Genomic DNA, 15,686 nt, shown 5'->3' with positions numbered 1-15,686 from the left:
ACTGAAAAGGGGTATTTAAGAAATGGGAAAAACGTTAATCTTTGGTCATAAAAATCCGGATACGGACACAATTTGTTCCGCAATCGCCTACGCGGACCTGAAGAAGCAGCTTGGTCTGGAGGTTGAAGCCGTGCGTCTGGGTGCAGTCAGCTCCGAAACGCAGTACGCGCTCGATTACTTCAAGGTGGAAGCCCCTCGTCTCGTGGAGACCGTAGCAAACGAAGCGGCTGAAGTGATTCTCGTTGACCATAACGAGCGCCAGCAAAGCGCAAGCGATATTGATCAGGTGCGTGTGGTTGAGGTAATTGACCACCACCGTATCGCCAATTTTGAGACAAGCGGGCCTCTCTACTATCGTGCGGAGCCGGTTGGCTGTACAGCAACGATTCTGAACAAGCTGTACAAGGAGAACGGAGTCACCATTAAGAAGGAAATTGCCGGATTGATGCTGTCTGCCATCATTTCCGATTCACTTTTGTTCAAATCCCCGACCTGCACCGAGCAGGATGTGGCAGCTGCACGTGAGCTTGCGGAAATCGCAGGCGTGGATGCGGACAAGTATGGTCTGGACATGCTGAAAGCCGGAGCGGATCTCAGCGACAAAACCGTGGATCAGCTGATCACCATTGACTCCAAGGAATTCCAGATGGGAAGCGCCAAAGTTGAGATTGCTCAAGTGAACGCGGTAGACACGAATGATGTCCTGTCCCGCCAGGCGGAAGTGGAAGCGGCACTGAATGGAATCATCGAGCAGAAAGGCCTTGACCTGTTCCTCTTCGTCGTTACGGATATTCTGAACAATGATTCCGTCGGGATTGCGCTCGGAAAGCAGGCTGCTGCAGTCGAGAAGGCCTACAATGTGAAGCTGGATGATAACAAAGCGGTTCTTAAAGGTGTAGTATCCCGCAAATCGCAAATTGTACCGGTTCTCACCAACGTTCTTAGCAAAAACTAATAGAAGCTATATTGAAAAGGCCCCTGCCTTCCATGACTTCATGTCATTGGGCAGGGGCTATTTGGCATGCAATGGATTACCCTATCCATTCTGTTTAGTGGTATACTAGGTTTTATCAACAAGAGAGAGGTTAGGTAGTACCATGGAAAACAACCGGGGCGCTTACCATAAAACGCCTTTTTTTGTCGTTTTTATTCTTTTGTTTCTTAAGCTGGTACTTTTGCGTTATTTCTTCTTTGCCGGTGTTGAACTGACCCAGCTGGCGGCGGATGCGCTTGCGGTTCTGGCGCTGTTGTCCATTTTGGAATTGCTTACTCCTTCTAGAGTTAAAGGGCCTGCGTATTGGGTCTTCAATCTGATTTTCTCGTTGCTGTTGTTCTCGGCTACGTTATATTTCGAGCATTTTAATTCGGTTCCTACGTATACAGCTCTAAATGAGCTTCATCAAGTGACCCAGATCCAGTCCAGCATTAAGTCCACCATCCGGACTGTGGATTTCGCTTATTTTGTGGACGTGCTTGTCATCGCGGTGGTTTGGGTCATTAACCGGGTAAGGGGAGTCCGTGTTGCCGGAAGAAAGCGGGTATGGAGAATCGGAATGATCGTCACAGCCATTGTAAGTCTGCTGTTGTCGGCAAGATTTATCCAGCAGGGGCAATCGATTACCAATGAACTGGTACAGGCGGAAAGTCTCGGCTTCTTCGATTATCAGGTTGCCGCCGCGCTGAAGGCCCGGGAAGAGAATATGGCGATTGCAAGCGGGAATATCGATAATACGATCGGTAAAATTAATCAGCTGCAGTCTTCCTATCCTTATCAATCTCCGGCCCGCAAGCTTTCAAGCAAACAGCCGGATTTATTTGGAGTGGCAAAAGGGAAGAACTTGATCGTCGTGCAGATGGAGGCGTTTCAGAATTTCCCGATTCATCTGAAGATTGGCGGACAGGAATTAACACCAAATCTTAACAAGCTGGCGGATCAGGGACTCTACTTCCCGAATGTCTTTCAGGAAATCGGTCAGGGGAACACCTCTGATGCTGAGTTCATGTCCAATACGTCGATCTATCCTACAGGAACCGTAGCCATGTCGACAGGCTTCGGTGACCGGGCGCTGCCCAGCCTGCCGCGGCTGCTTGAGCAGCATAATTATGAGTCCGATACCTTCCATGTGAACGCAGTGGAGTTCTGGGATCGAATCAAGCTGTATCCGGCTTTGAATTTTGATCATTATTACGATAAGCCCTACTATAACAATGATCATTTCAATGAATTTGGAGCTTCTGACGAGGAATTGTACAGGGTAGGGGTAGACAAGCTGAGTGAGGTTAGCCAATCCGGCAAGCCATTCTATGGTCAATTCGTAACCGCATCCAGCCATTTTCCGTTCAAGATTCCACAGGACAAAATACGTATTCAAGTTCCCGAGACTATGAAGGGGACTCAGCTTGGCAATTATTTGGAGGCTATTAATTATACGGATTACGCCATTGGTACTTTGATTGCGGATTTGAAAGCGAAGGGACTGTGGGACAACACGGTATTAGTCTTCTACGGAGATCATTTCGGCCTTCAGCCTCAAGATAATGATCCTGCTGTAGTCTCCCAGCAGCTTGGCATCACCTATGATCCGCGGATCACGCGGTTCAATATTCCGCTGATTATCCACGTCCCAGGCCAAACTCATGGCAGGGTCGTGAATCAGGTAGGCGGTCAGCTTGATATTATGCCTACGGTATCGAATCTGCTGGGTGTATCCTTAACCAAGGAGAAGTTCACTGCATTTGGCCATGACTTGCTGAACATTGACAATAATGTGGTGGGAATGCGGTATTACCTTCCTACAGGCTCTTTCTTCAATAACAAGATCCTGTTTGTTCCAGGGAAGGGATTTGAGGACGGCACCGCGATCTCCTTGGAGACCAAGCAGCCCGTCAGCGACATTACGCCTTACCGGACGGATTACGATTATATCCTGAATCTCATGCGCTTGTCCGACGAGTATGTGAAATTGCTGCCCAAAAGATAAATGTGATACTAGCTAAGGCCCGGCGCCGCAGATGCGGAGGCTGGGCTATTTAGCGTTACAAGAGCTGAGGTCTGCCTTAATTGACAATGATAATCGTTTTCATTTAAAGTGGATATAAGAACATTTCGCTTAAGGAGGCAGCAATCATGTTAATACAGACAAGAACAATACTGGTTGAGAAGGGGCATGCCGATCAAGTGGTGGAGCGCTTCAGCAAGGAAGGAGTAGTTGATGAGCGTGAGGGCCTTATCGATATTAGCGTTATGGTCAACCGGGGCAAGAAGGAGCACGACGAGGTTGTCGTGCTTATCCGCTGGGAATCCGAAGACGCCTGGAAGGCATGGGAGAAGAGTCCTGAGCATATCCAGGGCCACCGGAACAGCCGGGGACAGCAGCCACCGGCTTTTGTGATCAGTACAACCGTGAATATGTATGATGTGAAGAAGGTACGTCCAGGACGGGCAAGCCAGCAGGCATAAATATCATCAGTCATCGGTTTGACAAAAGAAAAGAACCAAGGACCGGCATGAGATACAGCCCGTCTCTGGTTCTTGTTTGTGTTTGGATTTTAATTACTAGGATGTAAGATTAGATTAACGCTTTATTTAAAGCTTAGCTTCCGCCTAAGGTCTTTAGTCGAGTACAGCGGAAATATGCGCGTTCGTTACCGACCAATGTGTAGCTGACCAGTATTTGGCTTTATCCTTGATATAAATAACCTGCGGGGATTCATGCTTAACCCCGAGGTCTTCCGCAATTTGGTTAGAGACCGGGCGGGATTCAATAACTTTTACAAGGTAGTAGTCCACATCCTGATCCGGGTGGGCATCCACATACCCGTTGAATTCTTTCAGGGCATTGGCGCTAACCGGGCATGTCGTACTATGCTTCAACACCAGTTTGCCGCGTTTATCCGATTGTTCCAGAACATTATTCCATTCTTCTATAGTAGTAATTTCAGTCCAGCTCATCCGTATCCACTCCTTTATATTTCCTATATCCAGCTGCCATAAGTTACTTTCCTTTCTATAGTACATCTCTTCAACACCGGATTCAAGCTATTGCATGTAATCTGAAACCGTTGATCGCCATGGGTAACGTATTCCGTGCCTTTAAGGAAAAGAAAATTGACAATTTAGTGAATGTTTGATATCACTTAGTAAAAAGTGTTTCCTTACTGTTGCCATTCTCTTCTTAGCATAGGGATGTACAAACTGAACTGTTATCATCCCATATCATCTTCAGGGGTTGGAGGCGCGTTATGCATAATGATCAGATGCAGCCCTATAATTACGAACAAGTCTATGCTTTGTCGCCTACAGGTATTGCATTCATCTCACAAGATGGGCAGTGGCTCCAGGTAAATGCTTCGCTTTGCAGAATTCTTGGTTATACAGAGGAAGAGCTGTTGAGATTAAGTTTGAATGAAATTACTTACAGGGATGAGCTAACGAGCAGTTATGAACAGATTGTCAGATCACTGACCCGGGATGGCGCATCTCTAACGCTGAATCAGAAGCTGATCCGCAAGGATAGCATTATTCTGATGGTTCAGATTTCAGTCACCTTGGTGGACGAAGGCGGTGAGGATCGCTCTCCCTATTATATTGTGTATGTAACGCCGGACAATCAGGTGGGGAAAGATATTTTGCAGCAGGAGGAGCTGCTGGCCCAGGCTATGAGGATTTCCTCTATCGGTACCTGGGAGTGGAACATTGAGCGGAATACGATTATCTGTTCGGACCAGGTATATCTAATATGCGGCATCCCCCGGACGAAAGACCAGCTGAAAGTGTATGAAGTGCTGGACATGCTCCCTGAATATGAAAGAGAGCGGTTTAAGGGGATTCTTCATCATGCCGTCCAGAACAGGGAATTTAAATTTGAATTCAGTCTAAAGCGGCCGGATGGCGGTATTCAATATTTGGACCTTAGAGGAATTGTAACCTATGACAACAGCGGGACCTCTCCGGTTAAGATCATTGGGACTGTCCAGGATATTACGGAGCAGAAGCTGGATCAACTTAAGCTGCAGGAGAGCGTGGAACGCTATAATTCACTGAAGAAGTATAATCATGATGCGGTCATTTCCCTTGATCTGGAGGGGAACATTATCAACTGCAACGCAGTAGCTGAACAGCTGACGGGTTACCGGATCAGCGAGATCGCCGGGACTAATTTCTCCAGGTTCATCGGCCATAAACATATGCGGGATATTCTTGAGCATTCGCTTCAGGATTTGTCCGTGGAAAAGAACATCACCACCATCTCGCATCGCGATGGGCATTTGACCGACGTGCTGACGACCATTGCGCCTATTGTTATTAATAACAAGAATGTCGGATTTTATATCATTGCCAAAGATATGACCGAGCAAAAGAAGCTCATCGCCGCGAAGGAGGCTGCGGAGAACACGAATAAGGCCAAGAGCGAGTTCCTGGCCATGATGAGCCACGAAATCCGGACCCCGATGAATGGGGTCATTGGCATGACAGATCTGCTCTTAGAGACGACCGAGCTGGACGAAACCCAGCGTGAATTCGTTGAGATTATCCGCAAGAGTGGCGATTCCTTGCTGGCCATTATTAATGATATTCTTGATTTTGCCAAGATTGAATCCGGAACAACCGTGCTCCACCTATCAGAATTCGGACTTCGTACGGCTATCGCAGAGACTCTGGATATGCTGAAAGCCCGGGCCGACAAGAAGCACCTGCAGCTGGCCTATACCGTGGCTTCGGATGTTCCGGATCTGCTGATCGGGGACTCTGACCGGCTGAAGCAGATTCTGATCAATCTCGTGGGAAATGCCATTAAATTCACATACACCGGCGGTGTAGATGTGAATGTGAATCTGCTCTCTCATTGTGAAAGTTATACCTATCTTGAGTTTAAAGTAAAGGATACCGGAATTGGGATTCCTTCAGACAAGATTGACTTTTTGTTTGAGCCTTTCCATCAGCTTGATAATTTCATGAGCCGCGAATATGAGGGTACAGGCCTTGGACTCGCTATAACGAAGAAGCTGGTGGAGCTGCTCGGAGGGGAAATATATGTGGAGCCTAGCGAGGGACCCGGGGCCACGTTTGTGTTCACGATCCGCTTTAACCGGGTTCAGGAGGCATATCCGGATGAGGCATCCGGCCAGTTGGATCATTCCAGCCATCCGCAAGGCCTGAAGCTGCAAATTCTGGTTGCTGAAGATAATGAGATCAACCAGTTGGTGCTGCGGAAGATGCTTGAGAAGATGGGGCATACCGTATTTATTGCTAACAACGGTCATGAGGTGGTCCAAGCGGCTGCTTATGGGACTTTTGATCTTATATTTATGGATATGCATATGCCTGGGATGAATGGCCTTGAGGCTTCGAGAATCCTGCATGAGACGCTTCCGGCGGAGAGAATACCTGTAATTATTGCTGTTACGGCCAACGTGCTTAAGGGGGATCGCGAGATGTGCCTGGCGGCAGGAATGGACGATTACGTCAGCAAGCCGATAAAAAGCCAGATCATCTCCGAAATGATTGATAAGTATTTCCTTAAATAAAAGATACTTAAGGCCGCACCTTATAAAGGTGTGGTCTTCTTTGTTAACAGGAAGTAGCCATGCACGATTGACATGACCCGAATATTTTAATATAGTTGTTATGACAACTATTTAGGATGGAGAGAAAATAATGAACAGTCCGCTGGATGAATCTGTCGGTTTTCATATGGGGGTTACTTATAGAAAGCTCTCCCAGCTGCTGCAGCACCGCTTGCGGGATTATCATATAACACCCGAGCAGTGGTCTGTCCTGTACCGTATTTGGGAGAAGGAGGGACAAATCCAGAAGGAGATTGGAGAGCGTTCGGGGAAGGACAAACCTACAACGACACGGATTTTAGCTGCACTTGAAGAGAAGGGGTTCATCCGCAGGGAGAGCGGAGAGAAAGACCGCAGGTCCTACTCGATCTTCATTACAGATGAGGGCAAGAGAGTGATTGAACAGACGGAGCCCATAGAGCACCAATTGCACTCAGATGTAACGGAGGGCTTGTCAGAAGAAGAGAAGGCTTCCCTGTTAAGATTGCTCCGGCGGCTAACCTCCAATGCGGACGAGTTGATGAAGAGAGAGAAGAAGGAGTGAGCCGCTATTCATATGGATTTACATCAAAATAAGCTGTGGACGAAATCGTTCATTATGCTGACTTTAAGTTACCTGTTACTGTTCTTATGTCTACAAATGCTGCTTTCCCCTTTTCCGACTTATGCGAAGGAGAAATTTCATCCGGGTGACTTCACCGTCAGCCTGGTAACGAGTCTGTTTGCCCTTGCGGCCATTGTTACCCGGTTCATCATGATTCCGGTCATGCGGAAAGTGCACCGGAATGTGATTCTGATAACCGGCGTTGTTATCGCCGGGGTGGCTACCGCCCTCTATTCGTTTGCGGGCTCCATGCTTGTGCTGCTCCTGCTGCGAATCGCATTCGGAGTAGGATTCGGGATGGCGAGCACCGTCATGCCTACGTTGGTATCCCAGATCATCCCTAAACACCGGATTGGGGAAGGCATTGGTTATTTCGGACTCTCCACAAGCCTGGCCATGTCGATTGGACCTATGATCGGCCTGTCTGTTCTTGCTGGTTACGGGTTCCCCAACCTGACCCTGCTGGGGACAATTTCCGTTGGCTTGATCATTCCTCTGCTGCTGGTAACCCGCAGCATCCCACCACAGCCGTTGGCTCAGTCGGCGGCGGATAAGACCAGCTCCAGGGCTGCCAAAGAGCCGTTCCCCAAGGCCATCCTGCTTCCCGCCGGACTTAATATACTGATGTCGGTTACGTATGGAGGCATTCTTGGATTTCTGGCGCTGTACGGGCAGGAAATTCATTTGGCCCAGATCGGGTTGTTCTTTTTATTTAACGCGTTTACCGTGCTTGTCATTCGTCCTATATCTGGCCGGCTGTTCGACAGCAAGGGACCTGCGGCTGTGCTGATCCCGGCGGCGCTGATTGTATTCGCCAGCTTGCTGCTGCTATCTTTCACACACTCGCTGCCTTTGCTGATCGTATCCGCTTTGCTGTATGGACTTGGCTTTGGAGCTATTCAGCCCACGACACAGGCTTGGATGCTGCGCGAGACATCCCCGAAACAGCACGGCATGGTAAACAGCCTGTACTATAATACAATTGACTTTGGGGTTGCCATCGGCTCCATGCTGCTGGGTGTTCTCGCTTCGGCAACGAGCTATTCCGAAATGTATAGATGCTCCTCATTTGTAATGCTGTTATTTCTATGTGTCTTTATCGTATTTCGTGCGCTGGGCTCAAGAGGCATTAAACCTGCCAACGCCCATCTTAAATAAATCAAAGTCCGGAGTCCCCAAGGGATTGCCGGGCTTTTCTATTTCACTTGTCCTATAGACAGGCTCAGCTTGTAATTCCCGAACTTCAGCAGTTCATCGAGCAGCGTGTTGAGCTCAACGGCCGATACGGTTCGCACCCTGAGCCAGTAACAGCCCTCTCCGCTGACCCGGTGCATTTCCACAATCTCGTTCTTGTTTTTCACAAAGTCCTGAAAGCCCTGGTGAGCTTGGCCTGAATTCATAAATACGGTCACAAAGGCCTCCACGGCGAGCCCGATCTTAGCCGGGTTCCAGAGCAATGTGTAGCCTTCAATAATACCGTGGTCCATCATCTTGCGGATTCTTGCCCCGACCGCTTGTCCTGTCAGATGCACAGCAATACCTATCTCCCGGTGGGAGAGGGTGGAATCCTTAAGAAGGAGGTCCAGGATTTGACGATCCGTCTCATCAATGGAGCCGAGTGGCATATAACAAACTCCTTTCATTATGAAAAAATACAACGTTAACCCGTTTCAGCCCTCTATATTCGGACTAAAGAGCTCCCCTTTATAATTGAACTACGGCAGTAAGTTAAAAACTTGTAGCACAATATACCTGAATAGGAGTGGATAAAATGAAGATTCAGTTAATACGAAATGCAACGTTATGGATTGAATATGGGGGCCAGCATTTTCTAGTGGATCCCATGTTCAGTGAAGCGGGGGCTAACCCTCCGGTGATGAATTCACCGAACCCAAGGAATAACCCACTGGTCCCGCTGCCCCTGTCCGCCGGACAGCTGGCTGACCCGGATGCCGTCCTGGTAACCCATCTCCACCCCGATCACTGGGATAAGGCGGCCGAAGATACGATTATGAAGTCAGCGCCTATATACTGCCAGCCTGGAGATGAGGAGGTCTTCAGAGCAGCCGGTTTCGTCTCCGTTCAGGCAATCCATACTGAACACACCCATCAGGGGGTGAAGATATACCGCACCGGAGGGCAGCATGGGACCGGTGAAATTGGCAGGATGATGGGCCAAGTGTCCGGTTATGTGCTTCAGGCGGAAGGGGAACCGGTGCTTTATTTGGCTGGAGACACAGTTTGGTGCAAGGAAGTACAGGAGGCTCTGGCTCGTTATAATCCGGATGCGGTTGTGGTTAATGCTGGAGGCGCCCGGTTTCTGTCGGGGGACCCGATCATCATGGATGAGAAGGATGTGGCCCAGGTATGCCGCCAGCTTCCCGATGCTTTGGTCATTACGGTTCACATGGAAGCCATTAATCACTGTCTGGTGACCCGTGAAGATTTGAGACGGCATCTTGCCGGGTCCAGCCTGTCTGACCGTGTACGAATCCCGGCGGATGGGGAGTGGACCGAGCACTTCTGACTTGCATTAGATTTCATAACTCCTGCTGTTGTGGTTTTTGCTGCCTTTTTTGCGATTCTTCAATGCAAATGGAAGATACAGCAGGAGGAATATGACACATGCGACAGTCTCCAGGGAGACGATATACCAAGGATAAGGTCCAAGATAGTCCATCAGCGATGCGGTCTGGGGCTTGTGCGATAAGAACATATAGTTGCCGCCGGTCAGACGGTTAATGAACAGAATAAGAACCAGCAATATATTCAGAAAAATCATGGTGATTCCCACATCCCTAAGTCTTGGCCGGAATCCCTGCACCCAGAGCATATATAAGACGGACAGAATAATAGCCATATGAGCGGCAAAAAATTCGATGAACCGGAAATGGGGAAACGGATAGGACAGTGCCGGGGTAAGGATGGCCTGCAGCGCTCCTCCTATACCTGTGAAATAGACAATCCGGAAGATGGCCAGACTTTGGAACAGCAGCATGAACACGCACAGGTATAGGGAGATACTGCACAGCTCCAGCGGCAGTGTATCTCTTACATCAAACCGGTTACCCCATACATACCAAACATTCAGCGACAATTCGCATAAGATCAGGATGCCGGCCAAGCTGTATCTCACAGCCCGGCTTCTTGCAGGCTGCCTAAGAGGGCCGCGTCCAAGATAGAGCAGCAGGACGAGGATCAGGAACAGACCAAGAACAAGGAGATGGGAGATTGAGAAGACATGAAATAAGCCGGGTTCTTCCACACTAAAATAATGCTGCAAGCGAGCGCTCCTTTCTGTTGCGATGATGGCTTTGTAATGATTTTACTTTATTTAGGTGAAATCGGAATACCTCTTTGTAAAAAACATGCCGATATGGGACAATGTAAAGTAACATTGCTTAATGAGGTGAATGATTCATGGCCAAAAAGAATAACCGGCAGGCGCCGCCAGCGCGGACGGAAGACAAGCCGGCAACACTCAAGGATCTGTTGAGCAAGGATGTCCTCGGGAAGCTTCAGGCTCAAGCGGCAGAGCTCAAGGCCGATGAGCAGAAGCGGCTTGAGGACAGCAGACGGCAGGCGGAAGAGGCCCGCAAAGCGGAACAGAAACGCCTTGATAATGATTTCGAGCATCTGCTGAATAACACCAGCATGGACTGGAAGAAATTTAAATAAAGTTATAGAAATGGCTGTCTTTCGCAAACTACTGCGAAGGACAGCCTTTCGTATGATCAGGTTAGCCGGAATCCTCTGGTTGGCCTTTTTTTGGTTGTTTTTACAATGAGGGAGCCAGGAGAACTCGCCGCTTAGGGGCAATGATCCCATAATAAAAACTGTTCTCTCACGCCCTTCAATAAATCATATTTGAGCTGTTAGTTGTAACTCCTAACAACAGCAAGTGAGGCTCCTATCAATAGCAAGTGTGTGGCTCCTATCAACAGTAAGTGTGACTCTGGGCAAGAAAGGAAAGAAGGGTCTTGACTTTATCTTCAAATGTAACTATTATAGTTACAGGATTGATTTATAAATAACTTACTACATAACAAGGAGGATTTATCATGGCTAAAATTGCAGTTGTAGGAGCAAGCGGCAAGGCAGGCAGCCGGATATTGAAAGAGGCCTCGGACAGAGGGCATGAAGTAACCGCGATTGTCAGAGATAAGGGCAAGCTGGGGGAGCACGCAGCGAAGTCCGTTCTTGAGAAAGATGTTTTCGACCTGAAGAAAGTTGATTTGGCAACGTTTGATGTGGTTGTGAACGCATTTGGGGCACCTATGGGGCAGGAGCACCTTCATGTGGATGCGGGCAATGTGTTGATTGAGGCGCTAAAGGGCACCGAGGTCCGGCTAATTGTCGTCGGAGGCGCCGGCAGCTTGTTTGTGGATGAAGCGAAAACGGTGAGGGTTGTGGATACCCCAGGCTTCCCGGATTTTGTGAAGCCAACGGCGAGTAACCAGGCGAAGAACCTCGATATTCTGAAGCAGACAGAAGGCCTAAAATGGACGTTCATCAGCCCGTCCGCAGAATTCGCGCTCGGGAGAAGAACCGGTGCCTACCAGACCGGTAAGGATCATCTTCTAACCAATTCCGCCGGGGACAGCTATGTATCTTACGAGGATTATGCGGTCGCTGTGGTAGATGAAATCGAGCAGCCTCGCCATATTCGCGAACGTTTTACTGTAGTTTCGGAACGTTAACATACGACTCTTTTCAAATTGAAGGTTATCTTCAGCATCTTTAGGGGGCTGGGATAACCTTTTTTTTGCGTTGTATAAGCTGGACAAGAGTAATTCCTTGCACCATAACAGCGGTAAATTCCAGATAAATTAAAAAAATTTACTAACTGTATTTTAAGGACGAGGATTTCTGGGGATATAGGTCGAATATAGTACTAAAGAAACAGGACATAGTTCTAAAGTAAGACAACATAACTGGTTAAGCAGCTTAATTATAGTTGGAAAACCGATGCAGAAGGTGAAGTCAATGTGGTGGGTATTCTTTTTATCAGGTATGTTCGCTAGTGCTCTACTGATCATTATTGGCATTAGAGTACGTTCAACCAGAGCCCGTGCCCGAACCGATAAGTTGAGGTCGTTGGAATGGATTGAGGGCTCTAAAGATATCGTGTATTACTTAGAGCTTGAGCCTGTTCGCAGATATAGATATGTCTATGCTCCTCTGGACCGGCTTATGGAACCGGAACACCAAATTTCCGGGCTGGACAACCCGGAGCTGGTATTCGTAAGGATACACCCCGAGGACACGGGGCGGCTTTATCAGATGATGAACGGGGAGCTTGATTTCGAACAGCCGATTCTATACCGGATCAAGGATTCACGCGGACAGTATGTCTGGTATGAGGATCTGGCGACACCTGTCTACAGCAGCAGAGGCACACTTATGGCGATCCAGGGGGTTGTAAGACCGGTACAGGAGCGTGTCGAAGCCCAACAATATTTGGAGTACCGTATTGCGCATGATTCCATGACGGGTTTATACAACCGGGAGCATTTCGAGATTCTGGTCTCACATTATGATGTCAAGGAGGATGTTCCGGCGGCAATTATTGTGTGTGATATGGATAATCTGAAGCAGGTAAATGATAACTTTGGCCATATTATGGGAGATCTTTATATTAAGGAAGCAGCCGTTCTGCTCAGCGGCATGGTATCGGACAACGTGATGGTATGCAGGGTAGGTGGTGATGAATTTGCTATTCTGGTGGTAGGAATGTCCCATTATGAGGTGAATCATCTGGTGCTTGAGCTAAAGCACCGCGTGTCCCACTTCAAGATGGAGCGACCTGATCTGAATATGGACATCTCGCTGGGCTATGCCTACAGTGAACACTCGCTGCAGCAGATGGATTATTTATTTCTGGAGGCGGACCGTGAGATGTATAGATCGAAGAACACTAAGAAGCTCGCGAGAGCATGATGGACGCGGGTTTCTTTGACGTTCTGGGAAGAGAGACAGTATCTTGTGAGAAAAAAAGATAACCGGCTATTGCAAAACTAATGATCTTAGTTATAATAAAACTAATGATATTAGTTTTGGGATGGAGTGATTCAAGTGCGGATTCGTCAAGATCAATATTTAACTCAATTAACGTTCCTGCCCCGGTTATTTCCGGTGAACTGTTACCTGGTGGAAGAGGATAACGGGCTTACCCTTATTGATGCGGCTTTGCCTTATAGTGCAGCAGGCATTCTAAAGGCGGCACAGCGGATGGGCAAGCCGATCACCCGGATTGTGCTTACCCACGCTCACGATGATCATGTCGGGGCCTTGGATAAGCTGAAGATGGCCTTGCCGGAAGCGGAGATCTCCATCTCCGCCAGAGATGCGCGGCTTATGGCAGGCGACCGCAGCCTGGATCCCGGCGAGGATACCGCCAAGATCCGGGGCGGTGTACCGGCTTCGCTGAAGGCCCGCCCGGACCGGCTGCTGCAGGAGGGCGACCTTGTCGGCTCCCTCCGGGTTATCGCCGCGCCCGGGCATACGCCGGGATCGATCGCGCTGCTGGATACGCGCAGCGGGGCGCTCATCGTCGGCGACGCGTTCCAGGTGCGGGGCGGGATGGCGGTCAGCGGGCAGCTCCGCCCGCTGTTCCCTTTCCCCGCCTGGGGCACCTGGAGCCCCGCCACGGCGCTTCGCTCCGCGCAGAAGCTGCGCGATCTTGAGCCCGCGCTGCTCGCCGCGGGCCACGGCGCCATGCGCCGCAGCCCGGTCCAGGCTATGGACCGGGCGATCGAAGCCGCCGCCAGGAATCTGGCTGGCGGCGCGGGAGAGGGGGCCGGCCGTCATGCCTAGGGCCGGCCTGGATACAGCGGCCGTGATTCAGGCGGCCGCGGAGATTGCCGATGCCCAGGGGCTTGACGCCGTGACCCTGGCATCGGTCGCCCAGAAGCTGGGCATCCGCTCCCCGTCTCTGTACAACCATGTGAGCGGGCTGCCGGGCTTGAAGGCGAAGCTCGCGGCCCATGGCCTTCGCATGCTTCACGCCCGGCTTGAGGCGGCTGACCGGGGCTTAACCGGAGATGAGGCGCTGCTCAACCTCAGCCGGGCTTACATCCGGTTCGCCCGGGAGCATCCGGGACTTTATGAGGGGACTCTTCGGGCCCCGGATGCGCAGGACTATGAGCTCCAGCTGGTTGGCAGCGAGATGGTTCAGTTTCTTGTGGACCGGCTTGATGGGAGAGGACTTAGTCAGGAGCAGCAGACTCATGCTGTGCGGGGAATCCGAAGCATTCTTCACGGCTTTTGCTCATTGGAGCAGAAGGGAGGCTTCGGGATTCCAGTTTCCTTGGAAGAGAGCCTGGAGTTCATTGTTAGGACTTATTTGGAAGGGCTGAGCCAAAAAACTGATTAATTTTGCGCCCAGCGGGTAAAAGAATTGCAACAGCGAATATGTCTGCATACCTAGCAGCATAGCCATAACAACAAAAATAATCCCCGGCCGGCATCCGGACGGGGTGAATTTGCCCACGACGCGGTGGGCGACATATTAATATCCTATCTTTGGAATCGAAATTTATGCCAGTTATCTCTTTAGAACTCCGAAACCTATAGGTCTAAGATCATGCAAAAGGGAAAGAGGAGCACGTAAGGCTCCTCTTTCAGACTCAAGACACGTAAAACGTGTGAATTTATCCACGACGCGGTGGATGACATAATTTACTTCGGTCACGACTTAACTCTCTGAAATAATAGTAACCTATAGCGTAAGTTATTGTCAATACAATTTTCACGTTTTTTTTTAAAGTCCGAGTGTCCATTTCATTCGGGTTTCCAGCCGGTTAATGTCCTCTTCATCCAAATTTCCGAGATGTTCCTTCAATCTGACCTTGCTGACCGAGGTGGTTTCTTCGGTCTTGGCAGCCGAGTCAAAGGCGAGAAAGTCGTATTTACTGGCGAATAAGAAATAATGACTTTGGAAACGGGGGACCGGTTTGCCGTCACGGGTAAGAACCGGCTGCTTCGTTTTAAAGTTGGTTTTGGCTTTCAGATTCTTGGTCAACGGTACGACAATGACATTGCCGGAAGTCGAATTAACCGTGTTATTGGAAATGATGACTACAGGACGTTCCTCATTCTGCTCACATCCTACATTTTCCCCGAAATGACAGAAATGTATAGCTCCCCGAACCATTTTGCGGTTTAGCTGTTTCTTCTCGTTTTCTATCCAATGGTGGGCCATCTTGATTTTGACAGGCATCCAGGCCATGATCTGCTGCTCTTTTAACGCTTTTTCAGCCAGGATCCGGTTCTCTGCAGACTTGGACAATACGTGGGTCGTCTTTTTCTCCCGTTCTGTGCTCATTTAAATCCTCTCCTGGTACGATCTAGTTATGTCTTTTTTCATTTGCTTTACTTTATGTTTTACACTTATTTATGGGGCTATTAAACAAGTAATCTGTAAATTGTTTCTTTTCTCATCTTAATCTGGCGGCTTAAGGAACAAAATAGGATAAAAGTACACCAGGTCAAAGGGCTTTTGGCTCAGGTTGGT

The 15,686-nt window shown here is 49.1% G+C and carries 16 protein-coding genes; 12 read left to right on the top strand and 4 right to left on the bottom strand.

The window, feature by feature from the left end:
• The first annotated feature begins 22 nt into the window (after positions 1-22).
• The 3 genes from KJS63_RS23765 to KJS63_RS23755 all read left to right on the top strand — a co-directional run bounded on the left by KJS63_RS23765 (position 23) and on the right by KJS63_RS23755 (position 3,460).
• Positions 23-955 carry a manganese-dependent inorganic pyrophosphatase gene (locus KJS63_RS23765; RefSeq protein ID WP_213621371.1) on the top strand — a complete coding sequence of 311 codons (933 nt, stop codon included), beginning with the start codon at positions 23-25 and terminating at the stop codon, positions 953-955.
• Positions 956-1,097: 142 nt separating this feature from the next.
• The gene (locus tag KJS63_RS23760) at positions 1,098-2,981 is read left to right on the top strand and encodes an LTA synthase family protein (RefSeq protein WP_213621370.1); all 1,884 of its coding nucleotides are present in this window, start codon (positions 1,098-1,100) and stop codon (positions 2,979-2,981) included.
• A 146-nt stretch (positions 2,982-3,127) separates the two neighbouring features.
• A complete protein-coding gene (locus KJS63_RS23755) occupies positions 3,128-3,460 on the top strand; it encodes an antibiotic biosynthesis monooxygenase (protein WP_213621369.1) in 333 nt (110 codons plus the stop codon).
• Positions 3,461-3,613: 153 nt separating this feature from the next.
• Here KJS63_RS23755 and ytxJ read toward each other — a convergent pair whose 3' ends face one another.
• A complete protein-coding gene (gene ytxJ / locus KJS63_RS23750) occupies positions 3,614-3,952 on the bottom strand; it encodes a bacillithiol system redox-active protein YtxJ (RefSeq protein ID WP_213621368.1) in 339 nt (112 codons plus the stop codon).
• Positions 3,953-4,242: 290 nt separating this feature from the next.
• Between ytxJ and KJS63_RS23745 the strand changes: the two genes are divergently transcribed.
• The 3 genes from KJS63_RS23745 to KJS63_RS23735 all read left to right on the top strand — a co-directional run bounded on the left by KJS63_RS23745 (position 4,243) and on the right by KJS63_RS23735 (position 8,329).
• The gene (locus KJS63_RS23745) at positions 4,243-6,528 is read left to right on the top strand and encodes a PAS domain S-box protein (RefSeq protein ID WP_213621367.1); all 2,286 of its coding nucleotides are present in this window, start codon (positions 4,243-4,245) and stop codon (positions 6,526-6,528) included.
• A gap of 130 nt (positions 6,529-6,658) precedes the next feature.
• Positions 6,659-7,111, top strand: a complete 453-nt coding sequence (locus KJS63_RS23740) for a MarR family winged helix-turn-helix transcriptional regulator (protein ID WP_213621366.1) — start codon at positions 6,659-6,661, stop codon at positions 7,109-7,111.
• 12 nt (positions 7,112-7,123) lie between these two features.
• On the top strand, positions 7,124-8,329 hold the full coding sequence (locus KJS63_RS23735; RefSeq protein WP_213621365.1) for an MFS transporter: 1,206 nt from the start codon (positions 7,124-7,126) through the stop codon (positions 8,327-8,329).
• A 38-nt stretch (positions 8,330-8,367) separates the two neighbouring features.
• Here KJS63_RS23735 and KJS63_RS23730 read toward each other — a convergent pair whose 3' ends face one another.
• Positions 8,368-8,796 carry an Lrp/AsnC family transcriptional regulator gene (locus KJS63_RS23730; RefSeq protein ID WP_213621364.1) on the bottom strand — a complete coding sequence of 143 codons (429 nt, stop codon included), beginning with the start codon at positions 8,794-8,796 and terminating at the stop codon, positions 8,368-8,370.
• A gap of 146 nt (positions 8,797-8,942) precedes the next feature.
• Here KJS63_RS23730 and KJS63_RS23725 point away from each other — a divergent pair, with 146 nt between their 5' ends.
• Positions 8,943-9,698 (top strand): MBL fold metallo-hydrolase, encoded by a 756-nt coding sequence (locus tag KJS63_RS23725; protein WP_213621363.1) that lies wholly within the window; start codon positions 8,943-8,945, stop codon positions 9,696-9,698.
• Positions 9,699-9,704: 6 nt separating this feature from the next.
• On the opposite strand, the gene KJS63_RS23720 is transcribed toward KJS63_RS23725, so the two are convergent.
• Positions 9,705-10,454 carry a YwaF family protein gene (locus tag KJS63_RS23720; RefSeq protein WP_213621362.1) on the bottom strand — a complete coding sequence of 250 codons (750 nt, stop codon included), beginning with the start codon at positions 10,452-10,454 and terminating at the stop codon, positions 9,705-9,707.
• A gap of 137 nt (positions 10,455-10,591) precedes the next feature.
• Between KJS63_RS23720 and KJS63_RS23715 the strand changes: the two genes are divergently transcribed.
• From KJS63_RS23715 to KJS63_RS23695, 5 genes are all read left to right on the top strand, one after another.
• On the top strand, positions 10,592-10,849 hold the full coding sequence (locus tag KJS63_RS23715) for a YqkE family protein (RefSeq protein ID WP_068620260.1): 258 nt from the start codon (positions 10,592-10,594) through the stop codon (positions 10,847-10,849).
• 383 nt (positions 10,850-11,232) lie between these two features.
• Positions 11,233-11,871 (top strand): NAD(P)-dependent oxidoreductase, encoded by a 639-nt coding sequence (locus KJS63_RS23710; RefSeq protein WP_213621361.1) that lies wholly within the window; start codon positions 11,233-11,235, stop codon positions 11,869-11,871.
• A 286-nt stretch (positions 11,872-12,157) separates the two neighbouring features.
• Positions 12,158-13,111, top strand: a complete 954-nt coding sequence (locus tag KJS63_RS23705; protein ID WP_213621360.1) for a GGDEF domain-containing protein — start codon at positions 12,158-12,160, stop codon at positions 13,109-13,111.
• A 135-nt stretch (positions 13,112-13,246) separates the two neighbouring features.
• Complete coding sequence (locus KJS63_RS23700) at positions 13,247-13,987, top strand: MBL fold metallo-hydrolase (RefSeq protein ID WP_213621359.1); 741 nt, start codon at positions 13,247-13,249, stop codon at positions 13,985-13,987.
• The gene (locus KJS63_RS23695) at positions 13,980-14,546 is read left to right on the top strand and encodes a TetR/AcrR family transcriptional regulator (RefSeq protein WP_213621358.1); all 567 of its coding nucleotides are present in this window, start codon (positions 13,980-13,982) and stop codon (positions 14,544-14,546) included. Before KJS63_RS23700 ends, KJS63_RS23695 begins: the two co-directional genes overlap by 8 nt.
• A gap of 387 nt (positions 14,547-14,933) precedes the next feature.
• Here the strand turns inward: KJS63_RS23695 and KJS63_RS23690 are convergent, their stop codons facing one another.
• Positions 14,934-15,497: a type II toxin-antitoxin system PemK/MazF family toxin gene (locus KJS63_RS23690; RefSeq protein ID WP_068620256.1), complete on the bottom strand. Its 564-nt coding sequence runs from the start codon at positions 15,495-15,497 to the stop codon at positions 14,934-14,936.
• Positions 15,498-15,686 lie beyond the last annotated feature (189 nt).

The organism is Paenibacillus sp. J22TS3, from assembly GCF_018403205.1.
Lineage (GTDB): Bacteria > Bacillota > Bacilli > Paenibacillales > Paenibacillaceae > Fontibacillus > Fontibacillus tuaregi.
Note: the sequence above shows the minus strand (reverse complement) of the source record. Positions and strands in the feature narration are given on the sequence as shown.

Bases quoted from the DNA above. Each gene is read 5' to 3' on its own strand.
- KJS63_RS23715 (WP_068620260.1), top strand. From the start codon at position 10,592: ATGGCCAAAAAGAATAACCGGCAGGCGCCGCCAGCGCGGACGGAAGAC.
- KJS63_RS23760 (WP_213621370.1), top strand. From the start codon at position 1,098: ATGGAAAACAACCGGGGCGCTTACCATAAAACGCCTTTTTTTGTCGTT.
- KJS63_RS23690 (WP_068620256.1), bottom strand. From the start codon at position 15,497: ATGAGCACAGAACGGGAGAAAAAGACGACCCACGTATTGTCCAAGTCT.
- KJS63_RS23735 (WP_213621365.1), top strand. From the start codon at position 7,124: ATGGATTTACATCAAAATAAGCTGTGGACGAAATCGTTCATTATGCTG.
- KJS63_RS23740 (WP_213621366.1), top strand. From the start codon at position 6,659: ATGAACAGTCCGCTGGATGAATCTGTCGGTTTTCATATGGGGGTTACT.
- KJS63_RS23755 (WP_213621369.1), top strand. From the start codon at position 3,128: ATGTTAATACAGACAAGAACAATACTGGTTGAGAAGGGGCATGCCGAT.
- KJS63_RS23705 (WP_213621360.1), top strand. From the start codon at position 12,158: ATGTGGTGGGTATTCTTTTTATCAGGTATGTTCGCTAGTGCTCTACTG.
- KJS63_RS23745 (WP_213621367.1), top strand. From the start codon at position 4,243: ATGCATAATGATCAGATGCAGCCCTATAATTACGAACAAGTCTATGCT.
- ytxJ (WP_213621368.1), bottom strand. From the start codon at position 3,952: ATGAGCTGGACTGAAATTACTACTATAGAAGAATGGAATAATGTTCTG.
- KJS63_RS23710 (WP_213621361.1), top strand. From the start codon at position 11,233: ATGGCTAAAATTGCAGTTGTAGGAGCAAGCGGCAAGGCAGGCAGCCGG.
- KJS63_RS23730 (WP_213621364.1), bottom strand. From the start codon at position 8,796: ATGCCACTCGGCTCCATTGATGAGACGGATCGTCAAATCCTGGACCTC.
- KJS63_RS23725 (WP_213621363.1), top strand. From the start codon at position 8,943: ATGAAGATTCAGTTAATACGAAATGCAACGTTATGGATTGAATATGGG.
- KJS63_RS23695 (WP_213621358.1), top strand. From the start codon at position 13,980: ATGCCTAGGGCCGGCCTGGATACAGCGGCCGTGATTCAGGCGGCCGCG.
- KJS63_RS23765 (WP_213621371.1), top strand. From the start codon at position 23: ATGGGAAAAACGTTAATCTTTGGTCATAAAAATCCGGATACGGACACA.